The sequence below is a fragment of the Ruegeria sp. D7 genome (assembly GCF_056534355.1).
Window position 1 is genome coordinate 175,447 of record NZ_JBQFPG010000002.1, and the last position, 25,539, is coordinate 200,985.

Sequence of the window (25,539 nt, forward strand, 5' to 3'; positions counted from 1 at the left end):
TGCGTAAATACGGGCGACTATCCGGCTATGAGGGCGTGTAAAATTTGTGGAGGCAAAAGAAACTGGTCGGAACATCATGCGATTTCACCAAGGCTTGGTATGGGCTTTTGAAGAGCAACATAAAAAAAACCCCGCTTAGCGGAGTGCCAAGCGGGGCTTTCTGTATTCTGTTGGAAGCGGTTTTATTCTCTGTTGCCCAGAAGTTGCAGCAGGAACATGAACATGTTGATGAAGTCCAGATACAAGTTCAATGCACCCATGATCGCCGCTTTGCCAAGCCATTCCTGATCGCCCGCATGAGCCATCTGCAGATAGGTGGTTTTGATCTTCTGCGTGTCATAGGCGGTCAGGCCGGCAAAGATCAGCACACCCAGGATCGACACTGCGAACATGATCGCAGGCGACTGCAGGAAGATGTTGATAACCATCGCGACGATCAGGCCGATAACGCCCATCATCAGGAAAGTACCCATGCCGGACAGGTCTTTCTTGGTCACATAACCGTACAGCGAAAGACCTGCAAACGCGATCGAAGTCACAAGGAATACCTGCGCGATCGAGATGCCGGTGAATGCTACGAAAATCCAGCTCAGCGACAGGCCCATCACGGCTGCAAATGCATAAAAGAACAGCTGTGCGCCGGACGCCGAGAGGCGGTTGATGGCGGCGCCAAAGCCAAACACCATCGCCAAAGGTGCAAACATCACGATCCAGCCCAGGATATTGGGGCTCAGCGTGACCGGATCACGGAAGATCGACAGCAGTTGCGGGCTCGAGCCCACGGCCCATGCCACGGCAAATGTGATCAGCATGCCTACGGACATCGTGCCGTATACTTTGTTCATATGGGCGCGCAGGCCCTCGTCTATCTCGGCAGCGCGCGCGCCGGACGCCGTCCGGATCGTGTCGAATTGTGCCATATAGGGGTCTCCCTTCAATATTCTGTTCGCAGCCCACGGATGCGAGCCGGTTTCCCGGTAAATATCGGAGAGTGTGGCCCTCGTTTCAAGGGTTTTAAGCCTGAAACTCAGCAAAACTGTCGGCAATTTTTGCAACTGTCGCCAAAAAACCGGCGGCTTGGTCGCCAAATCCCTCAAGCCGCCGGTATTTTCGAATTAATACAGATGTTTGTGCCAGCTGTCGGGCGCGTCCCAGAACGGGCGCTCTGCTTCGTTACGCGCGTCTTTGCGTGAAACGCCGATGTCATTCAGTGCATCATCATCAAGCTGGGCGAGTTCGCGACGCTGACGAGCGAGGCTAAGCAGGTCAAGTATCCGGTCGCCAATTGCCTTACGCTTGATGCGACGAGGGGTTGAGATGGCTATATGGGTCATGAGTATTGCCCTTTCCTGATTGTCTGATGAAACGTGGCGTTTCAATCAATTTCCTTGATCTATATGGAGCAGTCTGACATATTTTGGAAATGAATGTTTATGACGAGTCTCATAAGGAATCTTGAACATGCGAAATCTGGACATCACTACATTGCGGTCTTTCGTAGCTGTTGCTGATCATGGTGGCGTGACGCGTGCCGCTGGATTTCTTCACCTCACGCAATCTGCGGTCTCTATGCAGCTAAAACGGCTGGAAGAGCTTTTGGGCCTGGAATTACTGGATCGATCCGGTCGAACCATCGCGCTAACGGCGTCCGGAGAGCAGTTGCTGGCTTATGCGCGGCGGATAATTGCGTTGAATGATGAGGTAATCGGGCGGCTGACGGATCAGGCGTTTGAGGGCGAGGTCGTGCTAGGCGTACCGCATGACGTCGTTCATCCGTTCATCCCGCGCGTGTTGAAGCGTTTCAATGCCAGCTTTCCTCGGGTCAGCGTAAACTTGGTCACTTCCAACACGCGGCACTTGAAAGAAGAGTTCGCACGCGGAAGCTTCGATCTGATTGTGACTACGGAATCGGGTGCGGGCGAAGGTGCCGAAACCCTGCACCATATGCCTTTGCGTTGGGTTGGCGCGCTGAACGGATCTGCCTGGCGCCAAAAGCCTTTGCGGCTGGGGTTTTGCCGGAATTGCATTTTTCGCCCAGTCGCGACAGCGGCGCTGGATGATGCGGGAATCGAATGGGATATGAGCATCGACAGCGATTCCGACCGCACCGTTGAAGCCACCGTCAGCGCTGATCTGGCTGTGGGAGTTTTGCTGGAAGGCACCCAGCCCAGCCATCAGGAACTGATTGACCATGCCGGGGTTCTGCCGGATCTGCCTGTGCAGTTCATCAACCTCTATGGTGCCGAGCGGGTACGTGAGGAATACGTATCAGAGCTTGCGAACCTACTGCGCCAAAATTTCAATCATCCAACGGCGCAGCCGCTTAAAGTGGCGAGTTGATGCGGATCACCACCTTGCCAGTGGATTTGCGATCGCGCAGCAGTTCCAAACCTTTTGCTGCATCCTGCAAGGGCAGGACGTGGCTGATATGAGGCTTTATCCGGCCCTCAGAATGCCAGCGGAACAAGGTGCTGAAGCTGTCGCGCACGATCTCGGGTCTGAAATTCAGATAGCCGCCGATATATACGCCGATCACGGTCAGGTTCTTGACCAATAGATGGTTGGCCGGGATCTGGGGCACCTCACCTGCCGCAAATCCGATCGGTAACAAGCGGCCTTCCGGGTTGGTCGCGCGGAAGGCGGCCTTGAAGACATCTCCACCAATCGCATCGTAGACCACGTCAGCACCACCCAGAGCGAGAACGCGGTCGCGCAGGTCTTCGCTTGCGTCAAGCAAATGGTCCGCACCAGCTTTTTGTGCCACGGCCAATTTGTCCTGCCCGCGGGCTTGGGCGATGACTGTCGCACCCATCAGTTTTCCGATTTCAACTGCGGTCAATCCCACGCCACCGGCAGCACCGGTGACCAGTAGGGTCTCGCCCGGTTGCAGTCGCGCCCGGTGCGCAAGAGCAATATGGCTGGTGCCATAGGCAATTTGGATTGCGGCCGCGTCTTCGAAACTCATGGAATCTGGAAGGGGAATTGCCCGGTCCGCATCAAAAACGCCTGATTCGGCCAGGCCGCCTTGACCTGAATAGACTGCAACACGATCGCCCAACTTCAAATGCGTAGCATTGTTTCCAATTTCGGTGACAATCCCTGCAATCTCCATGCCCAGCGTAAACGGTGCTTCGGGGGTGTCTTGATACGTTCCTTTCTGCATCAGAAGGTCTGCAAAGTTCAGGCCGCAGGCGCGGATTGCGATACGAACTTGGTTCTCTTGCAGCGGTGCTTCGCGTGTTTCGCATAGCTGAGCGGGTGCCCCTTTGGTCTCGATACGAAATGCCTGCATCATTGGTCTCCGCTCTTTTGTCGCCATAGGCCGTTTGGCTTGACCGTTTGTCAATTCCATTCGCAATCTTCACAGCGTTAAACTGAATAGGGTGGATCAACTGTTTCCCATTTAGAAACTATCAATCTCTATGTTGGCCGTACAACCACAAACCACTGTTCGAATTCTCTGATTCAACCAGCTTGAAAAAATAACGGATTGCGGCAATATTGTACTATGGTGCTGTTCGGGGGGCACGATCCGAATTAGGGAGTTCTTAAGCAGCGACCCGCTAACTAAGCGGCGATGGCTGCTGTCGCGGTTTCCCGGACAGGTGTTTGTGTAAAGGAGACTACCAATGACCCATCACGTCGATGTCCATGTGGGCAAACGCGTCCGGCATCGCCGCTGGCTGATTGGCATGACTCAGCAGCAGTTGGCGCAGCAAGTTGGTATCAAGTTTCAACAAATCCAAAAATACGAAACTGGGGCCAACCGGATAAGCGCATCGCGTTTGTGGGACATTGCCGAAGCTTTGGATGTTCCAGTCAGCTTTTTCTTCGAGGGTCTTGAAGAGGCTCAGAAGTCGGATGCAGACAAGAAATCGGTTCCTGCGGATTTGATGGGTGATAAAGAAGCGCTTGATCTTGTTCGCTCGTATTATGCGATCCCGGAAAACCAGCGTCGCCGCCTGTTTGAACTGGCACGCGTGCTGAGCGACGTCGCCTGATACAAGCGCTTGACTTCGCGGGGTGTGGGGCGCACGGGTAAGCAATGCAAAACACCCTACGAAGCGATCTAGAGATTGCCGAAGAAATGGCCGACGCTGCGCGGGCGGCCATTCTTCCGTTTTTCCGCCAATCTAACCTGAAGACAGACAACAAACTCGATGCCGGTTTTGATCCGGTGACAGCCGCTGATCGCGAAGCAGAAAAAGCAATGCGTAGGGTGCTGGCTGATCACCGGCCTGAGGACGGTATCCTGGGGGAAGAGTTCGGTCATTCCGAGGGAACAAGCGGACGAGTTTGGGTGCTGGACCCAATCGATGGCACGCGCGGTTTCATAAGTGGTACGCCCACATGGGGTGTCTTAATCGCCCTGAGCGATGAGACTGGACCGAAGCTTGGTGTGATCGATCAGCCCTATATCGGCGAACGTTTTATCGGAGATAAAGAGCACGCCTTTGTCAAAGGCCCTTTGGGACGCACCGAACTTGGGACGCGTGACACTCGATCTCTGGACCAGGCGATCATCTTCACCACCTTCCCGGAGGTTGGCAGCGCGGTCGAGGCCGCCGCCTTCAAGGCGGTTTCTCAGAAAACGAAGCTGACACGCTATGGGATGGATTGTTATGCCTACGCGTTGCTCGCTGCAGGTCAAACCGATCTAGTGGTCGAGGCCGGATTGAATTCCTACGATATCCAGGCCCCAATCGCGGTGATCGAGGCCGCGGGTGGTATTGTGACGGATTGGCAGGGCAATCCGGCTCATAATGGTGGGCGTGCGCTCGCTGCAGCCAATACTGAGATTCATGCGGCAGCGCTAGAAATTCTGAAGCAATACTAAACGGGTTGCCGACCCTTCTTTGCGACTTTAAACTGATCACGGCTGGTTCTTACGCCCGTTTTCCACCAGCCCATCACTCCATGCATGAGACGGGCAGTATGCGGGAGTGCGAAAATGACAGAATTTCTGATCCGTAACGCCGATATGATCCTGACGATGGATGATGATCGGCAAGAGCTTGCAGGCGCTGATCTGCTGGTTCGGGATGGTAAGATTGCCCAGATTGGCCAGCGCCTTACGAGCGATGGCGAAATACATGATGCCACTGGGTGTGTTGTGACCCCCGGTCTGGTGAACACCCATCACCATCTCTACCAAACGCTCACCCGCGCGGTTCCCGGCGGGCAGGACGCTTTGCTGTTTGGTTGGTTGCGAACGCTCTATCCCATCTGGTCCCGCTTTGGTCCTGACGAGATGTTTATATCTGCCCAGATCGGATTGGCCGAGATGGCACTGTCCGGCTGCTCGCTTAGCTCTGACCACCTTTACCTATATCCCAATGGCGCGCGGCTTGAACACACGATCCATGCAGCGTCAGAGCTGGGGCTGCGTTTTCATCCCACGCGTGGGGCTATGAGCATTGGCGAAAGTGATGGTGGACTGCCTCCTGATGCTTTGGTCGAATCCGAGCAGGCTATTCTGGAGGATATGATCCGCGTAGTAGATGCCTATCACGACCCATCTGAGGGTTCGATGTGTCGCGTTGGTTTGGCGCCATGTTCGCCGTTCTCGGTTAGTCGGGACCTGATGCGCGATGCCGCGCTGTTAGCGCGCGACAAAGGTGTGATGCTGCACACCCATCTGGCGGAGAACGATGAGGATATAGCCTATTCTCAAGATCAGTTCGGCTGTAGACCCGGCCAATACGCCGAAGAATTGGGCTGGACCGGTTCGGATGTCTGGCACGCTCATTGTGTCAAGCTGGATGGCGCCGAGATTGACCTGTTTGCACGTAGCCGAACCGGCGTTGCGCACTGTCCATGTTCCAATTGTCGTCTTGGTTCAGGTATCGCGCCAGTCCGAAAAATGCGTGATCAAGGCGTGCCAGTCGGGTTGGGTGTGGATGGATCAGCCAGCAACGACAGCGGCAATCTGATGGCCGAGGCGCGCCAGTCTATGCTGCTGCAACGAGTCGCAAACGGCGCTGACGCCATGTCGGCCCGTGAGGCGCTTGAGATCGCCACCCGAGGCGGGGCGGATGTGTTGAATCGGCCCGATTGCGGCCGGCTTATGCCCGGTAAACGAGCTGATATTGCCATTTGGGACGCGCAAGGAATTGAAAGTGCAGGCAGTTGGGACCCCGCTGCGCTCCTTCTGGCCGGACCAACGCGTGTCAAACACCTCTTTGTCGAGGGACGCCAGATTGTTCGTAACAGTCAGATCGCCACGATCGACCTGCCAAGGGTCATAGAAACCCAGAATCGTCTGGCACGCGCGCTGGCAGAATAGCGGATCCGCTCTTCATCTGGCTAAAAATACCTCCGCCGGAGGCATGGGCCATAGGCCCATTCCTATCGACCAGAAACAGCTCGTCCGGCGATCCAGGTATCGGTTACGGCACGGTCATCACCCATCATAATGGTCGGGAACACCGCTTCCCAAAGATCATCAGCATGAGCTTCGCGCTGGGCGATAGCAGGCGTCGATGCGAGGTTCAGCACCGCCAGATCGGCCTCCATGCCCACGGCGATGTTGCCAATACGGTCATCCATCCGCAGGGTACGAGCCGATCCCACCGTTCCAAGCCAAAGCAATTGCGAGGGGTGCAAGGGATGGCCTCGCAATTGACCAATCTCATAGGCCGCAGCCATTGTGCGCAGCATTGAAAAACTTGAGCCGCCTCCGGTGTCGGTGGCCAAGCCCACGCGGTGCCCTGAGTGGATCAGACCATTCATGTCAAACAGGCCAGAGCCGATAAACGTGTTTGATGTGGGGCAGTGGATCAGAGCTGCATCTACCTCGCGCAGACGATCGCGCTCCCGCTCTTCCAGATGGATCACGTGCCCGTAAAGGCCATTTCCACCCAGCAGCCCAAACTGCTCATAGGTGTCCAGATAGTCGCGCGCGTCGGGGAACAGGGATCGGACCCATTCGATCTCATCGGTCTGTTCGCTCAGATGGGTTTGCATCAGGCAGTCGGGATGCTCGGCCCAAAGCGCGCCCATCGCCTCCAGCTGTTCTGGCGTCGATGTCGGCGAAAATCGTGGAGTGATGGCGTAAGATATGCGATCAACCCCATGCCACTTTTCAAGCAGAGCTTTGGACTGGTCGTATCCGGTTTGTGCAGTATCTCGCAGCCCCTCAGGCGCATTGCGATCCATGCAGGTTTTACCCGCGACGACCCGCTGCCCACGCGCCTGCGCGGCGGTAAAGAAGGCATCAACACTCTCTGGATGAATGGTGCAAAAGCTGCACATGGTTGTGGTGCCATGGGCTGCGGTTAGGTCTAGATATCTGTTTGCAATTTCAGCGGCATAGGCGGGGTCGTCAAACTTCATCTCTTCAGGGAACGTGTAGCTGTTCAGCCAATCGATCAGCCGCTTTCCCCAGCTCGCGATCATCGCCGTCTGCGGATAGTGGACATGAGAATCCACAAATCCCGCCATGATCAGCTGATCGCCATAATCCTTAATGTTGGCTTCGGGATGCGCGTCAGACAGGTCGGACGCCTGGCCCAGTGCCGCGATGCGGCCATCTTCGATCAGGACGGCTTGGTGAATTTTGGTCGCATCGGTGGGCTCACCTTCGAACGGTGATCCGTTGAAGCTAAGCACACGTCCCTTCAGAAGCGTCTTTTGCGCCATTTGTTCTGTTCTCCGCCTGTTTTGGACCGCCAACCAGCATAGGGGCGCGAAAGATGCGGGTAAATTGGACCATTGTCATTGTTTTCCGGTAGCTGCTTCTTCTATCTAGGGGCAATCGACAAGATAGAGGGGCAGCGCATGACGACAGGCAACGACGAAGCCAGACCCGATCAGCCCCGTGACGAAGACGCCTATGCGCTGGACCCGCGAACCGTTGCAGCCATCCTGTATGCGGTTGATGTCGAAGATCGCGCCAAGCTGATTGAGCTGATGGAGCCGCTGCACGCGGCCGATATTGCTGACCTTCTGGAACAGATCAATCCTTACGACCGTGCGCGCCTGATCCGGCTGTATGACAAAGAGTTCGACGGCGATATCCTGTCGGAGCTCGACGAGTCAGTTCGGGAAGAAGTAATCAATGTCCTGAAACCGGACGTTCTGGCCGAAGCCGTTCGGGATATGGAAAGTGATGACGTTGTTGACCTTCTGGAAGATCTTGAAGAGCCGCAGCAAGAAACCATCCTGGGCGCGCTTGAAGACTCCGAACGCGTCGCGGCAGAGCAAGCCCTATCTTATCCAGAAAACTCTGCTGGCCGCCTTATGCAGCGCGAGGTGGTCATGGCGCCCGATCACTGGACCGTGGGGCAGGCCATCGATTTCATGCGTGCCACCGACGATTTGCCGGAACAGTTCTATCACGTCATACTTGTTGACCCGCGATTGAAACCGGTTGCTCAGGTCACGCTGGGCAAGTTGATGGCAACCCGGCGCGAGGTGCCGCTGCAGGACATTGCCGAAGATGAATTCCACACCATCCCCGTCGAACAGGATGAAGAGGACGTAGCCTATGCGTTCAATCAGTATCACCTGATTTCGGCTCCCGTCGTGGATGGCGACGGTCGTTTGGTCGGTGTCATCACCATCGACGATGCGATGGTGGTCCTGGACGAAGAATACGAAGAGGATATGCTGCGTCTTGCGGGCGTCTCGGACGAAAGCTCTCTGTCCGATAGTGTAGCGGCAACCAGTAGGCGCCGCTTGCCTTGGCTTGGTGTCAATCTGGTTACGGCGATTTGCGGATCGCTGGTGATTTCTCAGTTTGAGGCCGCGATTGATCAACTGGTGGCGCTCGCGATCCTGATGCCGATCGTCGCCTCGATGGGGGGCAATGCCGGGACCCAATCACTTACCGTTGCAGTGCGGGCGTTGGCAACACGCGACCTGACCGGCTCGAACGTAGGGCGCGTAATCCGGCGAGAACTGCTGGTGGGAATGCTCAACGGGCTGTGTTTCGCTATCGTGTTGGGAACCGTCGGGATGATGTGGTTCGACTCCCCGCTGCTGGGTGTCGTGATCGGATCGGCGCTGGTCGTGAACATGATCATCGCGGGCTTTGCTGGTACGGTAGTACCGGTAGTGCTGGACCGTCTGGGTGTTGACCCGGCGCTGGCGTCAGGAACCTTTGTGACCACGACAACGGATGTCATGGGGTTCTTCATCTTTCTGGGGCTTGCCAGCGTGGTGCTACTGTGAACGAGACAACCGATCTGACCGAAATCAAGGCCGCAGCGCGCAAGGCGGCATTCGTGCGACGCAAGGTAGCGTTTGATATGCGCATCCCGGGCGCGGCCGGGCGCTTGTCCGAGGTTCTGGCGGGTCATCGCGGTGTTCCCATGTCTGGCTACATGCCGATCCGCACCGAAATCGACCCGCTGCCTGCAATGGCCGAGGCTTCTGCATATGGTCCAGTGGGCGTGCCTGCCATTCAGGCCGCAGGGCAGGCGTTGCGCTTCTCTCGATGGACGCCTGAGGGCATACTGAAAGATGGACCCTTCGGCGCGAAAGTGCCCGAGATCGATGACTATTTCGACCCGGAAATCCTGATCGTGCCACTGGTTGCGTTTGATGCGAAGGGTGGCCGCTTGGGCTATGGCGGCGGCTTCTATGATCGCACGCTTGAAGGGTTGCGCGCCAAGCGCCCGACGCTTGCCATAGGATTTGCCTTTGATGCGCAGGAAGCCGAACATCTGCCGCTGGAGCCGACCGATCAACCACTCGATATGGTGATTACTGAAAGCCGGGTGCTAACTTTCTAAGTTATCCCTCGCTATGCGCGATCGCGATTTCCTTTACATTGGCAGGCTTCAGGCTGAGTGATTGTTTGCTTCTGCCTTGTTATTGCCACTTCCAGCCCCTAGGACCGCAATCATGAGGATTTTGTTTCTTGGTGACGTCATGGGGCGCTCGGGTCGCGCCGCCATCCAGCAGCATCTGCCACGCCTGCGTGACGAATGGCGGCTGGATTTTGTCGTTGTCAACGGCGAGAACGCCTCGAACGGAATGGGGCTGAGCGGGGACCACGCCAAGCTGCTTTTGGACGCGGGGGCCGATTGTATCACCTTGGGCGATCATGCTTTCGACCAGAAAGACATGCTGCAGTTTATTGAGAAAGAACCTCGCATCGTGCGTCCGTTGAATTATGCCAAAGGGGCACCGGGGCGGGGGCATCGACTGTTCACCGCGCCGGGCGGTCGCAAGGTTCTGGTGGTGCAGGTGTTAGGGCAGGTCTTCATGAAACGCCCCTTTGACGATCCCTTTTCGGCCATTGAACCGATCCTGAAATCGCACCCACGCGGCGGCCAGGCGCAGGCGATCATCGTCGACATGCATTGCGAGGCAACGTCCGAGAAGATGGCGATGGGCCATTATTGCGACAAACGCGCGAGTCTTGTGGTTGGGACGCATACGCACGTTCCAACGGCAGATGCGCAGGTATTGCCGGGCGGTACAGGATACCTGACCGATGCCGGGATGTGCGGCGACTATGACTCGGTCATCGGAATGGACAAGCAGGAACCGATGCGCCGGTTCATAACCGGGATGCCCAAGGCGCGGTTTACGCCTGCGACCGGTGAGGCGACTTTGAGCGGAGTTTTTGTCGAAACCGATGACCGCGATGGAAGCGTAAAATCCGTGCAGATGATTCGTGTTGGCGGGCGGTTGCAGCAGTCTACACCCTGAAAAGCACGTCAGACTTGCCCCGCCGCACGCAATACGTGAAACTACCTATTAGGCGCGTATGCCAGATCAGGGTTCGGACAGAATACCAAGAATGCAATTCCTTCAACTGACAGAGATGGGCAGCGCAATTCTGGCGCTGATGATCGTAGCGGGCATGTTCATCATGTTTCTGCGCGAGGTCTATCCGACCGAAGTTGTCGCCATCGGCGGGGCGGCCCTGATGCTGGCAACCGGTATCCTGCCCTATCAAAGTGCGCTTGCAGTCCTTTCGAATCCCGCGCCGTGGACCATCGGCGCGATGTTCATCATCATGGGTGCCTTGGTGCGCACCGGAGCGCTTGACGCGTTCACCTCGCTCGCGCAGAAGCAGGCGCAGGTGAACCCTCGGTTTGCCATCGGGTTATTGATGGCGTTTGTCGTCGTTGCTTCGGCGGTGGTGTCGAACACACCGGTTGTCGTTGTAATGATCCCGGTCTTTATCCAGATCGCCCGCACGCTGAACGTTTCGGCGTCCAAATTGTTGATCCCGCTCAGCTATGCGGCGATCCTTGGGGGTACGCTGACGCTGATTGGCACCTCGACTAACCTGTTGGTCGATGGTGTGGCCCGCGCACAAGGTATGACGGCGTTTTCAATCTTCGAGGTTACCCCGCTGGGCATCGCGCTGGTGATCTACGGTATGGTGTACCTGCGCTTCATTGCGCCACGACTGCTACCCGAGCGTGACAGCATGGCTGAGATGCTCAGCGACCGGTCCAAGATGAAGTTCTTTACTGAGGCGGTTATCCCACCCGACAGCAATCTGATCGACCGCGAAGTGACCGGCGTTCAGCTGTTCAAGCGCCCCGGAGTGCGTCTGATCGACGTGATCCGGGGGGATGACTCGCTGCGGCGGAACCTCAAGGGGGTGACGCTGAAAGTGGGCGACAGGGTAGTTTTGCGCACCGAGATGACCGAATTGCTGAGTCTTCAAAGCAACAAGGAACTCAAGCGCGTGGATCAGGTCTCAGCCGTTGAGACCAAGACAGTTGAGGTTCTAATCACGCCGGGCTGCCGAATGGTCGGTCGAACGCTTGGTGCGATGCGGTTACGTCGCCGATATGGTGTCTACGTCCTGGCGGTTCATCGCAGGAACCAGAATATCGGGCGTCAGTTGGATGCTTTGACAGTGCGTGTCGGGGATACGCTGCTGTTAGAGGGCTCGCCTGCGGATATCCAGAAGCTGGCCGCCGATATGGATATGGTCGATGTTACACAACCTTCGGCACGAGCGTTTCGCCGCAGCCATGCGCCCATAGCCATCGGTGCGCTGGTCGGGATCGTCGCCCTGGCGGGGTTGGGCGTGGCACCGATTTTGCTGTTGTCGATCATCGCCGTTGCCGTGGTTCTGCTGACCCGATGTATCGACGCGGATGAGGCGTTCTCATTTGTCGAAGGCCGATTGCTGGCCCTGATCTTCTCCATGCTCGCAATTGGGGCTGCGCTCGATAAATCGGGCGCGGTTACACTGATTGTCGAAGCGGTCGCACCGGCGCTGGGCATGTTGCCACCTTTCTTGATCATATGGGCCGTATATCTGTTGACCTCGGTGCTAACCGAATTGGTTTCGAACAACGCCGTGGCGGTGGTGGTCACTCCGATCGCGATCTCTCTGGCTCAGGCTGTAGGAATTGATCCGCGCCCGCTGGTGGTCGCGGTGATGGTGGCGGCATCGGCATCCTTTGCGACGCCGATTGGCTATCAGACCAACATGATGGTGTATGGCCCGGGTGGGTACAGATTCACCGATTTTCTGAAAGTTGGTGTGCCGCTGAACCTGACTGTGGGTCTGCTGGCGTCACTTCTTATTCCGTTCATCTGGCCGCTCTGACACTGGCACGGATTCGCCGACCTGGTGTTTCGGGCCTTGTAAATGTCGATATCGTCACAATCTTTTTGCCTAAGATGAATGTGAAAGGATGGGATCATGCCTTTTCCAAAACTCGGGCAGGCCATTGTGGCCGGAGCAATCGTATTGGCCTTGCTTGGCAGCCAAAGCTCGGCAGGAACAGTCACTGGCACGGCAACCTACCGTGAACGGATCGCCCTGCCACCGGATGCGACGCTATTTGTCGAATTGCAGGATATCTCTCGGGCCGATGCGGCAGCGGTCACGCTGGCGGCGCAACGCTATGCGTTGAACGGAGTGCCCTCGGAATTTGAGCTGACTTTTGACGACGCGCTGATCCGCGAGGGTATGACCTATGCAGTACGCGGATCGATCTATCGCGGGGGTGAGCTGTTGTTTACGACGGATACGGTCCATCCCGTGCTGACCAACGGCGAAGGCAATTCGGCAGATCTTGTGCTGGTGCAGGCCGGTGCTCAGAGCCCCGCGACCCTGGAAGGGACCGAGTGGACAGCCATCGGTATCGGTGGAACCGTGCTAGATACAAAACGGCCGCCCCAGCTTTCCTTCGCCCAAGGTGGTGCGTTCGGTGGCACGGGCGGTTGCAACCGGTTTTCCGGGCAAGCCGAGATCACCGGCAACAGCCTTGAGTTTCCAGACAATATGGCCGCGACTTTAATGGCGTGCCCGCCAGAACTGGACGAGGTCGAGGATCAGTTCTTTGCCGCCCTGCAAAACGTGACGAACTATGCCGTTGCCGGCGACAGCATGGTTTTGCTCGATGCTGCAGGTGAGCCGATACTGAAATTCGTGCGCACCCAGTAATCAGGCCACTGCGCGGGACCTTCCTGCGTTGCGACCCGAGAAGATGCAACCGCCCAGAAACGTGCCCTCTAGCGCGTTGTACCCGTGATAGCCGCCGCCGCCAAAGCCCGCGACCTCTCCGGCTGCAAACAAGCCGGGGACGATTTGTCCATTGGCGCCGATCATCTGACTGTCCAGATTGGTCTGCAGCCCACCCAGTGTCTTGCGGGTCAGTACGTGCAGCTTGACCGCGATTAGCGGGCCGTTTGATGGATCGAGGAACTTGTGCGGTTTGGCCGTCCGGATCAGCTTGTCGCCCCGATAATTGCGTGCCGCAAGGATGGCCATCATCTGGGCGTCTTTGGAAAACGGATTGTCGACCTGAGAATCCCGTGCCTCGATCTGGGTGCGCAGATGCGTCTCGTCTATCAGACCCCCGCCTAATTGGTTCATGCCGCTGACCAATTCAGTCAGCGTGTTGGCGACGACGAAATCCTCGCCCTTTTCCTTGAACGCCTCGACCGGGCCAGTCGCCTTGGTGCCAGACAGGATGCGCTGACGGATCACCTCTTTCCAGCTGCCCGAAGTGAAATCCGGGTTCTGCTCGGACCCCGATAGCGCAAATTCCTTTTTGATGATCTTCTGGGTCAGAACAAACCAGCTGTATTCATATCCGGTTTTCAGGATCTCTTTCAGCGTTCCCAGCGTATCGAACCCCGGCAGGCAAGGGGGTTGCAGGCGATTGCCGCGCGCATCGAACCACATCGAACTTGGGCCGGGTAGAATACGTATACCGTGCGCGGGCCAGATCGGATCCCAATTGCGCACACCTTCAGTGTAATGCCACATTCTGTCGCCGTTGATGACATGTCCGCCAGCTTTCTCGCTGATCGGGATCATGCGGCCATCGACATGAAACGGAACGCCTGCCACCATATCTTTGGGCGGTTCACCCAGCCGGTCGCGGGGCCAGTTCTGTCTCACCATCTCAAAATTCCCACCGATCCCACCAGAGGTGACAATAACCGAAGGGGCATAGACTTCGAATTCGCCTACTTCGTCCCGGTTGGTCTTGCCACCTCTTTGAATGCCGTCATCGGCCAGGACTTCCCCTGACACGCCTTTGGCAGAACCATTTTGCATAATGATGTGGCTGACTTGGTGACGGAACTTCAGTTGGATCAAGCCGGCGTCGACATGCGCGCGGACGCGGCGGATAAAATGCTCAAGTACACCTGGGCCGGTTCCCCAAGTGATGTGAAAGCGCGGGACCGAGTTGCCATGTCCGTCCGCATAAGAACCGCCGCGTTCGGCCCAGCCCACGACGGGAAACCAGCGCAGCCCCATTTCATGCAGCCACGGACGCATTTCACCTGCGGCGAACTCGACATAGGCTTCAGCCCATTTGCGGGGCCAGTTGTCTTCATCGCGGTCAAACTGCGCGCTGCCCATCCAGTCGCGCAGGGCCAGATCGTGGCTGTCGCGGATGCCCATGCGGCGCTGCTCGGGGGTGTCGATCATGAACAGGCCGCCGAGGCTCCAAAACGCCTGTCCACCCAGAAAATGCTCGGGCTCCTGATCCAGCACGATCACCCGCTTGCCCCGGTCGCCCAATTCGGCCGCCGCCGAGAGGCCCGCAAGGCCGCTTCCGATCACGATCGCATCTGCGGTGTTATTGGTCATCGGATGTCCTTTCAGCGGCTGCGGAACCAAAGGATGAAGGGGGTTACGACCACATACATCGTGATGCCATAAACGGCGGCAGGAACGGCAAGTGGGCTGAAGCCGGTCGTGGTGCCGGTGATCAAAGCTGCCAGCGTAATTCCCATCGCCGAATTCTGAATGCCAGTCTCGACCGAGATCGTTTTCGCCTCACTCCATGTCAGATTGGCGATGCGCGCCAGCCCCAGACCGATCAGCAACAGCGCAACGTTCAACGCGATTAGAGCTGCCCCAATCGAGCTGAGGTTTTGGATGAAGAACTGCCAGTTTCCGGCCAGTGCAGCCGCGACGATCAGCACGAACAGTATCGATGCGAGCGTCGAAAGCGGGCCGTCGACCCGAATGGCGAACCCCCTTGCAAAGTGACGTATGGCGACACCAATGGCGACTGGAAGGGTCGTGATCAGGAACAGCGCGGTGGCTAATGCGCTGATCGATACTTTGGGTGCGGCCTCGCCCATGAAATGATCTATGGACCATGCGGCGAGAATGGGGACGGTCACGATGGACAGCAGGCTGATCACCGCTGTCAGGCTGACCGACAGCGCCACATCACCTTTGGCAAACTTTGCGAGGATGTTGCTGGTGACCCCACCGGGGCAAAAGCTTAAAAGCATGACACCCACGGCGATTTCAGCGGGCAATCCGAACAGAGTGACCGTCGCGAAGGCAGCCATTGGTATCAGCACAACTTGACTGATGGCGCCGATGGCGAAGGGGTACCCCCGCGCCAAAACCCGGCGGAAATCGGCGGCTTCTAGCCCGATCCCCAGTGACAACATGATAATAGCCAGCGAAATGGGCAGGCCAACGTTGATAAGCAGGTCCAAGAACAACTCCTCCCAAAGTCATTCGGGCCAGCGTATGCGAGGGGTCGTAGATCAGGCAACAACGCCGTTGGGTCACCCGTAGCGTTGAGCAAACCGGCGCAGGATTTCACCCGGCTCCGTAACGTCTGCGGCATGGCACATATCGATCAAGCTTTGCGCATCCTCCGGCGGAAAATAGCCGTGGTCCTTGTAGATATTGATCCGCTGCTCAAAATCTTTGGCGTCCGCTTCGGGGTGGAATTGGGTGGCATAGACATTCTGCCCCCAGCGGATCATCTGAAACGGGCAGGGGTCAGACGCTACCAGATGAACGCAGCCATCCGGCAGTAACTGTACGGCTTCCTTATGTCCCACAAACGCTTCGAATTTCGGCTTTAGGCCTTCGGTCAAGGGGTCTTGGGCGCCATCCTCTGTCAGACGGCAGTCGGACGGTCCGACCGGTTCGCCAAATTGCCGTTTGCTGACATCTCCGCCCAAATGTACGGCGAGAATACCCAAGCCATAGCAGCAGCCCATGAACGGGTGATCTTTCGCAGTGATCTGGGGCATCAGTCTCATGATCGCGCCTTCGATCTTTGCATCCAGCGCGGATTTGGTGGTCGGATCGTCACTGACGCAGCCGGGACCCCCACCCACGATGACACCAGCGTAATCGACGACATCCAGCCCTTCGGGCAGGTCTTCGCAATCCAGCCGGATGCGTTGAGTTTGCGCAGGGCTGAGCCCGGTTTTGTCCAGGATCGAGGCATATTCGGCATCCGATGCATCGGTTTCCGGGCGCAGTTGCAGGATCAGAAAGCGTTTCATAGGCAGCCTTTAGCCATCAAAGCGGCCAGAACACAAGGATCGCGGGGATCGAGACCGCGATGATCAGGATTTCCAGCGGCAGTCCCATGCGCCAGTAATCACCAAAACGGTATCCTCCGGGACCAAGCACCAGCGTATTGTTCTTGTGCCCAATGGGCGTCAGAAACGCGGCAGACGCCGCAACGGCCACCGTCATCAGAAACGGATCGGGCGACACCTCAAGCGTGCGCGCCATCTGAATGCCAACCGGGGCGGCGACAATGGCGGTGGCTGTGTTGTTCAACACATCGGACAGGGTCATCGTCACGACCATCAGTACGGTCAGGATTGCCCAGGCGGGCAGGCCGTTGGTCAGCTGAATCAAGGCGTTGGCGATCAACTCGGTTCCGCCCGAGGTTTCAAGCGCGCTGCCCAGTGGGATCATTGACCCCAGCAATACAACCACCGGCCATTCGATGTGGTTGTAGATATCCGCAATCGGCATGATCTTAGTCAGAACATAGGCTACGACCACGAACCCCAGTGCGATCGGCAGATAGATCAGCCCGATACTGGCCGCCAACACGGCAGCCGCAAATAGGCCGATGGCAAGCCAGGCTTTCTCATTCGCGGTTACATTCAAGCCGCGCTCGGCCAAGGGCAGGCAGCCGAGCCACTCAGTGACATCGGGTGCTCGGTCGCGCGGGCACAGCAGCAATAAGATGTCGCCGGGCTCGACCTCGGTTTTGCGAACCTGGCTGGTGATCCGGCGCCCTTGGCGTGAAATGCCCATCAGGACTGTACTCTGTCGCCAGGCCAGTCCTAACGCCTGTGCAGTTCGCCCAGTGATGCGCGCGCTTTCGGGGACAACGACTTCAACCACTTCCAGCCCTTCGCCTTCGGCAGTCAAAACCTCCTGCCGACGGGCGTCCGAGAAATCCAGATTGAGCGCGGCGCGGAACTCATCCAGCGCTTCGGGGCGTGCTTCCAGAACAAGCGCATCGCCTTCATGCAGGGTTGCGTGGGTTGATCGACCATAGCGTCGCTTTCCGTCCCGGATCAGGCCGATGATAGCGACGTCAGATTTCTCGGCGGCCTCATAGAGCTCACTGACCCGTTTCCCGATATGGGGCGATTCAGGCGGGATCGTCAGTTCGGCGATGTATTCGGCCAAAACTTCCGAGGTTTCTTCCTGCGCGCCGCGATTGGGGATGAGGCGCCAGCCGATCAGCGCGACGAACGCCAGCCCTGCAATTGCAGCCAACCCGCCCACCGGTGCGAAATCGAACATATGAAACGGTTCGCCCAGCGTTTCAGCCCTGATCGAGGCGATGATGATATTTGGCGGCGTACCGATCAGCGTGGCCATCCCTCCCAGGATCGTCGCAAAGCTGAGCGGCATCAGGCTAAGGCCGACCGGGCGCCCCGCTTTGCGCGCGGTCTGGATATCGACCGGCATCAGCAGCGCCAGCGCCGCGACGTTGTTCATGAAGGCTGACAGGATCGCCCCGATGCCGCCCATTAGCGCGATATGCGCGCCCAATCCGCGCGATGCATCGACCAGCGTGCGCGTGATCATGAACACTGCACCCGAGCGCACCAGACCGGCAGAAACCACCAGCACCAACGCCACGATGATCGTGGCCGGGTGCCCGAACCCGGCAAAGGCATTGTCAACGGGCACCACACCCAGCGTGACCGCGATCATCAAGGCGGTAAATGCTACAAGGTCATAGCGGAAACGCCCCCAGAGCAGCATTCCGAAAACGGCGATGAAAAGGGAAAAAAGAATGATCTGATCTGTCGTCATACCGCCACCATAGTCACGGGCGAAGACAGGGCAAGCCGCTCTCTTGATCCTTTGCCCCGCAAACGTCTATATGAGCGCCAAACACGCAATCACGATGACGAGGACGCACCATGGCAGGCCACTCCAAATGGGCCAATATCCAACACCGCAAGGGACGTCAGGACGCCGCGCGGTCCAAACTGTTTTCCAAGCTGTCGAAAGAGATCACGGTCGCCGCCAAGATGGGCGACCCCGATCCCGACAAGAACCCGCGCCTGCGTCTGGCGGTGAAAGAGGCCAAGTCGAATTCGGTGCCCAAGGACGTGATCGACCGTGCGATCAAGAAGTCCGTAGCAGGTGAGGGCGATGAATACGAAGAAATCCGGTATGAGGGCTATGGTCCCAACGGTGTGGCCGTGATTGTTGAAACGATGACCGATAATCGCAACCGTACCGCCTCGACTGTACGTTCGACCTTTTCGAAGAATGGTGGAAACTTGGGTGAAACCGGCTCGGTCGGGTTCATGTTCGACCGCAAGGGCGAAGTTGTGTATCAGGCAGACGCAGGCGATGCGGATACGATTTTCGAAGCCGCGATCGAGGCCGGGGCAGAGGATGTCGAAAGCTCGGATGACGGTCACATCATCTGGTGTGCAGATACAGATCTGAACGATGTGTCGAACGCGCTGGAAGAGGCGCTGGGCGAATCCGAATCCACCAAGCTGGTCTGGAAGCCGACAACGACGACCGAGTTGGGTCTGGAAGACATGCAAAAGCTGATGAAACTGGTGGATGCATTGGAAGACGACGACGACGTTCAGCGCGTGACCACTAACTTCGAAGCGACCGACGAGGTTATGGCGCAGCTCTGATGTACCGGACAAACGCCAGATGAACCAAACCCGGCCCAGCGGCCGGGTTTTTCTGTTGCAGTTGCGCGTCTTACACAAGACTTGGTCCTGAAGCCTCTTGCGATTAAACTCAGATCATTGAGGCTGAAGGACCTGAAAGGCAACCGTAGGCACATCATGCAGAGCATCGCAAATGGCGAGTAAATCGACTGATCCGGCCCGACGAAATGTCCCGGTTCTGGCTAGCCAAAGTATCCTTTCCCAGGTGGCGTGGACTTTGGGCAGCCCGTCTATCGTATTGCCATTCCTTGCGGTCTCGCTGGAGTTACCGATGTTCCTTGCCGGTGCATTGGTGTCGATCCGCATGGTTGGCAGCATGATCTCGGACGTGTTTTTCGCCCGCTCCATTGCTGCGCAGGCGCGGAAGAAACGCGGGATTGCCCTGACCGAGATCGGAATTGGTGGTTGCCTTCTGATGGCTCTTTTGATCGCGGCCACTGGCAGTGTCTCATTGACGGCCATTGCCTTTGTGATCGCCTTTTTCATGATTGGGCTTATTGAAGAAAGCCAATCCCTGATGCTGTCTGACTTGTTGGGCGATCATCTGAAATCGAAATCCCGGATGGTTATCCGTTATCTCCAATTGGGCGCGGGAGGTCTTTGTGCCATCGGCTTGGTGTTGCTGATACACGAGATCACGAAAGAGTACCCGCCATTCTCGCGGCATTCCGCGGTGATTGCGGCCTCGGTCGTGTTTTTCTTGTTTTCAGCATTATGCATTCTCGGCATGGCCGAGATCGCCCCCGATGAGTCCGGTAATGGAAAACCTAAAGGTGCAGGGCGTCAATCGCTGCAGAACATCATCTCCGGAATCGTAAGTATGTTCGAACAGCCATGGTTCCGGCGCTATATGGCTCTGCGGCTTCCTTTGGTTGTCGTGTCTCTGTCGGTTCCGTTTTTTGCGCTCATCGCTGCCGAGGCACATCACAACTCGGCCAAGGGTTTGACAGCCATGATCATCTCATCCGCGTCCGGCTACCTGGTCTCGGCACCCTTGTGGCAACTGGTGAACATGAAATCACACCGTACCGTGATGGTCGCGGGCAACTTGTTGGTCGCAGTGACAGGGATCGTTTTGTTGGCGTTCCACTATGCCGGTATCGATCACGAAGTTCACTTGCACGCCATTGCCCTTTTTGTCGTCTCGGTGGCGACAACTGGAATTTCCAGTGCGCGCCAGCTTTATTTTTTAGACGTTGCGCCCAAGGAACAACGTATTCAGGGCGCAGCAGCCATCAAATCCATCTGCAGACTCGCTGCCGTTGCACTGTCTGCAATTTTGGCTGCGGTTGCACATATGCACGAGGTTGCAGCTGCCATCGTGTTTATCGTGCTGGCCAGCATCTGGGCGGCATTTAGCTGTTACCGCATCGCGAAACCGCAAAAGGCTGCAGAGTCGCAGGCCTAATGTGCCGCCGGCGCGATCAGTTGCTGCGTTGCCGCGCGGCGTACCGCTTGGGTCAAGGGTGCAAGGGCAGGGGCAAGGACGCGCCCGATCTGCCAGGTCAGTTCGATATCGAGCGGCGCATCGGGGATTACTTCGCAGATCTGCCCATTTGCGATCGCTCTTCTTACAAGGCTTTCGGGGTTCATACCCCATCCTAATCCGGCGATTGCCGCGTCAACAAAGGCATTTGTGGACGGCAGAAAGTGAGACGGTGGCGAAAGACGGCTGCCTGTCTGGGCATATATCCAGGATTTCTGCAGATTATCCTTGCGGTTAAAGGTCAAGCAGGGGGCCTGTGCCAGGGATTTGGCGGAAACCCCATCAGAAAACCACCGTTGCATGAAGCCGGGGCTCGCGGTCGGCAAATAGCGCAAAGTGCCCAACGCAATGGCATCGCATCCGGTAATGTTTTGACCACCCACCGTTATCGCCGCACTTACGTCGCCACGCCGCAGCCAGTCAGCCGAATGGTCCTGATCGTCAATTACAAGGTCGAACAGTATGTCTTCGGCGCGCGCCATCGCGTCGATAAACCATGTGGCCAGACTGTCAGCCGGTAGCGCGACGCGAACCCGCACCGGACCTTCACGCTGATCCAAAGTCAGCTCTCGCGCCAGCTTTGCCTCCAACAGGCCGATATCTTCGGCATGACGGGCGATCCGCAGACCCGCCGGAGTGCCGATGCATGGGGTGCCGCGATGAATAAGGGCCGCACCAACACGATCCTCCAACGCCTTGATCCTCTGCGAAATAGCCGACGGGGTGACGGATAGCTCTGCGGCTGCGGCCTCAAAGCTGCCGTGTCGCAAGATCGCCGCCAATGCTGAGAGCTGATGAGGGTCGAGGAGCATTAGAGTTACTTAATCTGGGTAATCATCATTAATTTGATAGATTCACACTGGCCATGTAGTCAACGAGCATCGACAGGAGGCTGCATGTTCCCATCAATGATTGCCGGGTTTGCCCTGAGTTTTAGCCTTATATTGGCGATAGGCGCTCAGAACGCCTTTGTTCTGCGCCAAGGCCTGCGGCGCGAGCACGTCTTTGCACTGTGTCTGACCTGCGCAGTGTCTGACGCGATACTGATCGGGGCGGGTGTTGCAGGGTTCGGCACCCTGGCTCAGGCCGCGCCGTGGTTTGAAACGGTGATGCGCTATGGTGGGGCGGTGTTTCTGATTTGGTACGCCCTACGAAGTTTTTGGTCTGCCTGGCAGGGAGGGGCGGTGATGGATACCGCAACAGGGCAGCGCACCAGCCTGCGTGCGGCCATGCTAACTGTGCTGGCCTTCACTTGGCTCAACCCCCATGTATATCTGGATACGGTCGTATTGATCGGGTCGATATCGGCCCAATATTCAGATCGCATGGGGTTTGCGATAGGGGCGATGACTTCGAGTTTCGTTTTCTTCTTTTCGCTCGGCTACGGTGCCAGAGTGCTTTCACCGATTTTTGCACGCCCGCGCGCATGGCAGATTCTTGATTTTATCATCGGAATCGCGATGCTTATGATCGCGTTGAAACTTGTTATCATGTGAAGGGTTGTCCCGGATCAGAATTCGGTGTTCAACCGTTTGTATGACCTCACCTAATGATCAGCACCGCCCGCTTGTTGGCATGTTTTGGATGCTTGCGGCCGGGCTGTCCTTTGTGGGCATGAATGCGCTGGTGAAGGTGCTGGGAACCAGCATGAACCCCATTCAAGCGGCATTCTTGCGCTATGTCCTGGGTCTGGTGTTTCTTTTGCCCGCAATCCGGGCGATCCTCGGAACTCCATTGACCCCGCGCAATCTAACGCTGTTTGGACTACGCGGAATGGTCCACGCCATCGCCGTCATGCTTTGGTTTTTTGCGATGACGCGCATCCCCCTCGCCGAGGTGACCGCGATGAATTACATGACACCTATCTACGTCACGGTGGGTGCGGCAGTGTTCTTGGGTGAAAAGCTAGCTTTTCGTCGTATCGCCGCGATTGGTGTTGCTGTGATTGGAGTAGTGATCATCCTGCGCCCGGGCTTTCGCGAGATATTGCCCGGTCACATAGCGATGCTGGGGGCTGCACTAGCGCTTGGTGGTTCCTATCTGCTTGCCAAAGTCATGGTCCGTGATATCCGTCCCTCAGCCGTTGTTGCCCATCTTTCGATATGGGTCACCATCGCGCTTATCCCTTTCGCCGTTGCGGTTTGGGAGCCGCCCAGCCTGCGCGATCTTGGTATACTTTTCATCGTCGCCAGCTTTGCGACTGCGGGGCACTATTTCATGACGCTTGCATTGCAGGCTGCCCCGGTGGCCGTGACCCAGCCGGTGACGTTCTTGCAGCTGATCTGGGCCACTTTGCTCGGCGCTTTGGCCTTCCATGAACGCATCGACATCTGGGTAATTGCAGGAGGCACTCTGATCCTGGCTGCCGTCAGCTTCATCACCTGGCGTGAAGCCGTGCTGAGCCGTGGCGGCACACCGCCGCAAGGTTCTGAGACCCCACCGGCGAAACCAAGAACCGTTATTGATTGACGAGTCAATAAAAACCGCTTAGCCTTCCTTGCACTCAGGTATGGCGAAGAGGCGAAGATGCCAAAACTCGGAATGGAGCCGATCCGGCGGGACGCGATCGTCAAGGCGACGATCGCCGAGCTTGGCGCGCAAAAATCCCTTGATGTCACCGTTAGCCAGATCGCCAAACGCGCAGGTATGTCCAGTGCATTGGCGCATCATTACTTTGGGGGCAAAGAACAGATATTCCTAGCCGCGATGCGGCGTATCCTGACGGATTTTGGATCTGAAGCGCGCGCACAACTCAGCACGGCAGATCCGGAAGAGCGCGCACAGGCCATCATTCGCGCCTGTTTCGCGCCATCATGTTTCACACCGGATGTTATCGCAGCTTGGATGACTTTTTATGTTTTGGCGCAAACCAACGATGATGCGCTGAGGCTCTGGCAAATCTATCAGGCACGCATCCGCTCGAACCTGATCCATGCGTTGCGCCCACATATGAGTGACCCGAGCGAGGCTGCCGAAGGTATGATCGCGCTGATCGATGGTTTGTACATCCACTCTGCACTGAATTCCCCACAAGAGCCGCAGCGGGCAGTCACCCATGCGCTGCGGGTACTGAGAGTTTTCCTAGAGGCCGAAAAATGACAAAGCCGAATATTCTGATCCTGATGGTGGATCAGCTCAACGGGACCCTCTTCCCCGACGGTCCTGCAGAATGGTTGCATGCGCCGAACCTGAAGAAGCTGGCGGCAAGATCAACGCGTTTCGCAAATGCCTACACTGCCTCGCCGCTCTGTGCTCCGGGACGTGCGAGCTTTATGTCGGGTCAACTGCCATCGCGCACTGGCGTCTATGACAACGCCGCCGAGTTCAGCAGCGATATCCCGACCTATGCCCACCACCTTCGTCGTGCAGGATATTACACCTGCTTGTCCGGCAAGATGCACTTTGTTGGCCCAGACCAGTTGCACGGGTTCGAAGATCGTCTGACTACTGATATCTACCCGGCAGATTTCGGTTGGACGCCGGATTATCGTAAACCCGGTGAGCGCATCGACTGGTGGTATCACAATATGGGCTCGGTCACTGGGGCAGGCATTGCCGAGATTTCCAACCAGATGGAATATGATGACGAGGTCGCTTATAACGCCAAGGCCAAGCTATATGACCTTGCACGCGGCAAGGATGATCGCCCCTGGTGTGTGACCGTCAGCTTCACGCACCCACACGATCCTTACGTGGCGCGACGCAAGTACTGGGATCTGTATAAAGATTGTGAGCATCTTGAGCCACAGATCGCGGATCTGGGATATGACAATCAGGACCCGCATTCCAAACGTATTTTCGATGCCAATGACTGGCGCAGCTTCGACATAACGACCGAGGATATTCGCAAATCCCGTCGCGCCTATTTCGCCAATATCTCATATCTGGATGACAAGATCGGTGAGATACTGGAGGTTCTGGAAACGACGCGTCAAGAGGCGATCATACTGTTCGTGTCCGACCACGGCGACATGCTGGGTGAGCGCGGGTTGTGGTTCAAGATGACTTTCTTCGAAGGCTCTTCCCGCGTGCCGCTCATGATTTCGGCCCCCGATCTTCCAGTAGGTCGCATCGATACACCAGTTTCGACGATCGACGTGACACCGACGCTTGGTACGTTGGCGGGCGTCGATATGGCTGAAATCTCACCTTGGACGGATGGTGAGGATCTTGTGCCTTTGGCAAAGGGCACAGACCGAACCGCGCCGGTTGCAATGGAATATGCCGCCGAGGCCTCATACGCTCCTTTAGTCTCTTTGCGTTATGGCAAGTGGAAATACAATCGCTGTACATTGGACCCCGATCAACTGTTCGATCTCGAGGCTGATCCGCATGAGATGGAAAATCTCGCTGGCCTGCCCGAACATGCAGGCACCTTGCAAACACTGCGTGCTAAATCCGAGGCGCGATGGGATTTGGATCGCTTTGATGCCGATGTGAGGGCCAGCCAAGCCCGGCGCTGGGTGGTTTACGAGGCATTACGGCAGGGTGGCTATTATCCTTGGGATTACCAGCCTCTTCAGAAAGCGTCTGAACGGTACATGCGCAATCATATGGACCTGAACGATGTCGAGGATAGCCAGCGTTATCCGCGTGGCGAGTAATCCTTTACATTTTTGAAATTGCACCCGTCGGAAGTGCGGAGATTTTTCGTCGAAAAA

Annotated in this window: 24 protein-coding genes; 15 read left to right on the plus strand and 9 right to left on the minus strand. The window is 56.9% G+C overall.

Annotated elements, in window-relative coordinates; genetic code table 11:
• Positions 1-182: 182 nt before the first annotated feature.
• Both ACRZ9U_RS03770 and ACRZ9U_RS03775 read right to left on the minus strand, forming a co-directional pair.
• Positions 183-920: a Bax inhibitor-1/YccA family protein gene (locus tag ACRZ9U_RS03770; RefSeq protein ID WP_010441904.1), complete on the minus strand. Its 738-nt coding sequence runs from the start codon at positions 918-920 to the stop codon at positions 183-185.
• 195 nt (positions 921-1,115) lie between these two features.
• A complete protein-coding gene (locus tag ACRZ9U_RS03775; protein ID WP_170401585.1) occupies positions 1,116-1,334 on the minus strand; it encodes a YjiS-like domain-containing protein in 219 nt (72 codons plus the stop codon).
• 127 nt (positions 1,335-1,461) lie between these two features.
• Here ACRZ9U_RS03775 and ACRZ9U_RS03780 point away from each other — a divergent pair, with 127 nt between their 5' ends.
• On the plus strand, positions 1,462-2,340 hold the full coding sequence (locus ACRZ9U_RS03780) for a LysR family transcriptional regulator (RefSeq protein WP_170401582.1): 879 nt from the start codon (positions 1,462-1,464) through the stop codon (positions 2,338-2,340).
• Here ACRZ9U_RS03780 and ACRZ9U_RS03785 read toward each other — a convergent pair.
• Positions 2,324-3,292, minus strand: a complete 969-nt coding sequence (locus ACRZ9U_RS03785; protein WP_170401579.1) for an NADPH:quinone oxidoreductase family protein — start codon at positions 3,290-3,292, stop codon at positions 2,324-2,326. The two genes, ACRZ9U_RS03780 and ACRZ9U_RS03785, sit on opposite strands and share 17 nt — an antisense overlap.
• Positions 3,293-3,629: 337 nt before the next feature.
• Here ACRZ9U_RS03785 and ACRZ9U_RS03790 point away from each other — a divergent pair, with 337 nt between their 5' ends.
• From ACRZ9U_RS03790 to ACRZ9U_RS03800, 3 genes are all read left to right on the plus strand, one after another.
• On the plus strand, positions 3,630-4,001 hold the full coding sequence (locus ACRZ9U_RS03790; protein ID WP_170343628.1) for a helix-turn-helix domain-containing protein: 372 nt from the start codon (positions 3,630-3,632) through the stop codon (positions 3,999-4,001).
• Positions 4,002-4,045: 44 nt separating this feature from the next.
• Entirely contained in the window at positions 4,046-4,837 is a 792-nt protein-coding gene (gene hisN / locus ACRZ9U_RS03795) for a histidinol-phosphatase (RefSeq protein WP_170401576.1), read from the plus strand.
• 114 nt (positions 4,838-4,951) lie between these two features.
• Positions 4,952-6,286 (plus strand): 8-oxoguanine deaminase, encoded by a 1,335-nt coding sequence (locus ACRZ9U_RS03800; protein ID WP_170401572.1) that lies wholly within the window; start codon positions 4,952-4,954, stop codon positions 6,284-6,286.
• Positions 6,287-6,348: 62 nt separating this feature from the next.
• Here the strand turns inward: ACRZ9U_RS03800 and guaD are convergent, their stop codons facing one another.
• Complete coding sequence (guaD, locus tag ACRZ9U_RS03805; protein WP_170392193.1) at positions 6,349-7,641, minus strand: guanine deaminase; 1,293 nt, start codon at positions 7,639-7,641, stop codon at positions 6,349-6,351.
• Between the two features lie 138 nt (positions 7,642-7,779).
• Between guaD and mgtE the strand changes: the two genes are divergently transcribed.
• From mgtE to ACRZ9U_RS03830, 5 genes are all read left to right on the plus strand, one after another.
• Positions 7,780-9,174 carry a magnesium transporter gene (mgtE, locus tag ACRZ9U_RS03810; RefSeq protein ID WP_170401569.1) on the plus strand — a complete coding sequence of 465 codons (1,395 nt, stop codon included), beginning with the start codon at positions 7,780-7,782 and terminating at the stop codon, positions 9,172-9,174.
• Positions 9,171-9,737: a 5-formyltetrahydrofolate cyclo-ligase gene (locus ACRZ9U_RS03815; protein ID WP_170401566.1), complete on the plus strand. Its 567-nt coding sequence runs from the start codon at positions 9,171-9,173 to the stop codon at positions 9,735-9,737. Before mgtE ends, ACRZ9U_RS03815 begins: the two co-directional genes overlap by 4 nt.
• 112 nt (positions 9,738-9,849) lie before the next feature.
• Positions 9,850-10,662, plus strand: coding sequence for a TIGR00282 family metallophosphoesterase (locus tag ACRZ9U_RS03820; protein WP_170401563.1), 813 nt, complete (start codon positions 9,850-9,852; stop codon positions 10,660-10,662).
• 91 nt (positions 10,663-10,753) lie between these two features.
• The gene (locus tag ACRZ9U_RS03825) at positions 10,754-12,532 is read left to right on the plus strand and encodes an SLC13 family permease (protein ID WP_170392185.1); all 1,779 of its coding nucleotides are present in this window, start codon (positions 10,754-10,756) and stop codon (positions 12,530-12,532) included.
• Positions 12,533-12,628: 96 nt separating this feature from the next.
• Positions 12,629-13,375, plus strand: a complete 747-nt coding sequence (locus ACRZ9U_RS03830) for a YbaY family lipoprotein (protein ID WP_170401560.1) — start codon at positions 12,629-12,631, stop codon at positions 13,373-13,375.
• On the opposite strand, the gene ACRZ9U_RS03835 is transcribed toward ACRZ9U_RS03830, so the two are convergent.
• The 4 genes from ACRZ9U_RS03835 to ACRZ9U_RS03850 form a co-directional block, all read right to left on the minus strand.
• The gene (locus ACRZ9U_RS03835; protein ID WP_170401557.1) at positions 13,376-15,037 is read right to left on the minus strand and encodes an FAD-binding dehydrogenase; all 1,662 of its coding nucleotides are present in this window, start codon (positions 15,035-15,037) and stop codon (positions 13,376-13,378) included.
• Positions 15,038-15,048: 11 nt separating this feature from the next.
• The gene (locus ACRZ9U_RS03840; protein WP_170401554.1) at positions 15,049-15,906 is read right to left on the minus strand and encodes a bile acid:sodium symporter family protein; all 858 of its coding nucleotides are present in this window, start codon (positions 15,904-15,906) and stop codon (positions 15,049-15,051) included.
• 72 nt (positions 15,907-15,978) lie between these two features.
• On the minus strand, positions 15,979-16,713 hold the full coding sequence (locus ACRZ9U_RS03845; protein ID WP_170401551.1) for a glutamine amidotransferase: 735 nt from the start codon (positions 16,711-16,713) through the stop codon (positions 15,979-15,981).
• A gap of 16 nt (positions 16,714-16,729) precedes the next feature.
• The gene (locus ACRZ9U_RS03850) at positions 16,730-18,502 is read right to left on the minus strand and encodes an SLC13 family permease (protein WP_170401548.1); all 1,773 of its coding nucleotides are present in this window, start codon (positions 18,500-18,502) and stop codon (positions 16,730-16,732) included.
• Positions 18,503-18,612: 110 nt separating this feature from the next.
• Here ACRZ9U_RS03850 and ACRZ9U_RS03855 point away from each other — a divergent pair, with 110 nt between their 5' ends.
• Positions 18,613-19,353 carry a YebC/PmpR family DNA-binding transcriptional regulator gene (locus ACRZ9U_RS03855; RefSeq protein ID WP_170392173.1) on the plus strand — a complete coding sequence of 247 codons (741 nt, stop codon included), beginning with the start codon at positions 18,613-18,615 and terminating at the stop codon, positions 19,351-19,353.
• A 172-nt stretch (positions 19,354-19,525) separates the two neighbouring features.
• Entirely contained in the window at positions 19,526-20,800 is a 1,275-nt protein-coding gene (locus ACRZ9U_RS03860) for an MFS transporter (protein WP_170392172.1), read from the plus strand.
• Here the strand turns inward: ACRZ9U_RS03860 and ACRZ9U_RS03865 are convergent.
• On the minus strand, positions 20,797-21,690 hold the full coding sequence (locus ACRZ9U_RS03865) for a LysR family transcriptional regulator ArgP (RefSeq protein WP_170392170.1): 894 nt from the start codon (positions 21,688-21,690) through the stop codon (positions 20,797-20,799). The two genes, ACRZ9U_RS03860 and ACRZ9U_RS03865, sit on opposite strands and share 4 nt — an antisense overlap.
• Positions 21,691-21,774: 84 nt before the next feature.
• Here ACRZ9U_RS03865 and ACRZ9U_RS03870 point away from each other — a divergent pair, with 84 nt between their 5' ends.
• Genes ACRZ9U_RS03870 through betC form a run of 4 tightly spaced genes read left to right on the plus strand, consistent with a single transcriptional unit; the run spans position 21,775 to position 25,482 of the window.
• Positions 21,775-22,374 carry a LysE/ArgO family amino acid transporter gene (locus tag ACRZ9U_RS03870; protein ID WP_170401545.1) on the plus strand — a complete coding sequence of 200 codons (600 nt, stop codon included), beginning with the start codon at positions 21,775-21,777 and terminating at the stop codon, positions 22,372-22,374.
• A gap of 40 nt (positions 22,375-22,414) precedes the next feature.
• The gene (locus ACRZ9U_RS03875; RefSeq protein ID WP_170401542.1) at positions 22,415-23,347 is read left to right on the plus strand and encodes a DMT family transporter; all 933 of its coding nucleotides are present in this window, start codon (positions 22,415-22,417) and stop codon (positions 23,345-23,347) included.
• A 57-nt stretch (positions 23,348-23,404) separates the two neighbouring features.
• Positions 23,405-23,977 carry a choline-binding transcriptional repressor BetI gene (gene betI / locus ACRZ9U_RS03880; protein WP_170392164.1) on the plus strand — a complete coding sequence of 191 codons (573 nt, stop codon included), beginning with the start codon at positions 23,405-23,407 and terminating at the stop codon, positions 23,975-23,977.
• The gene (gene betC, locus ACRZ9U_RS03885) at positions 23,974-25,482 is read left to right on the plus strand and encodes a choline-sulfatase (protein ID WP_170401539.1); all 1,509 of its coding nucleotides are present in this window, start codon (positions 23,974-23,976) and stop codon (positions 25,480-25,482) included. The genes betI and betC overlap by 4 nt, the downstream gene beginning before the upstream one ends.
• Positions 25,483-25,539: the final 57 nt, after the last annotated feature.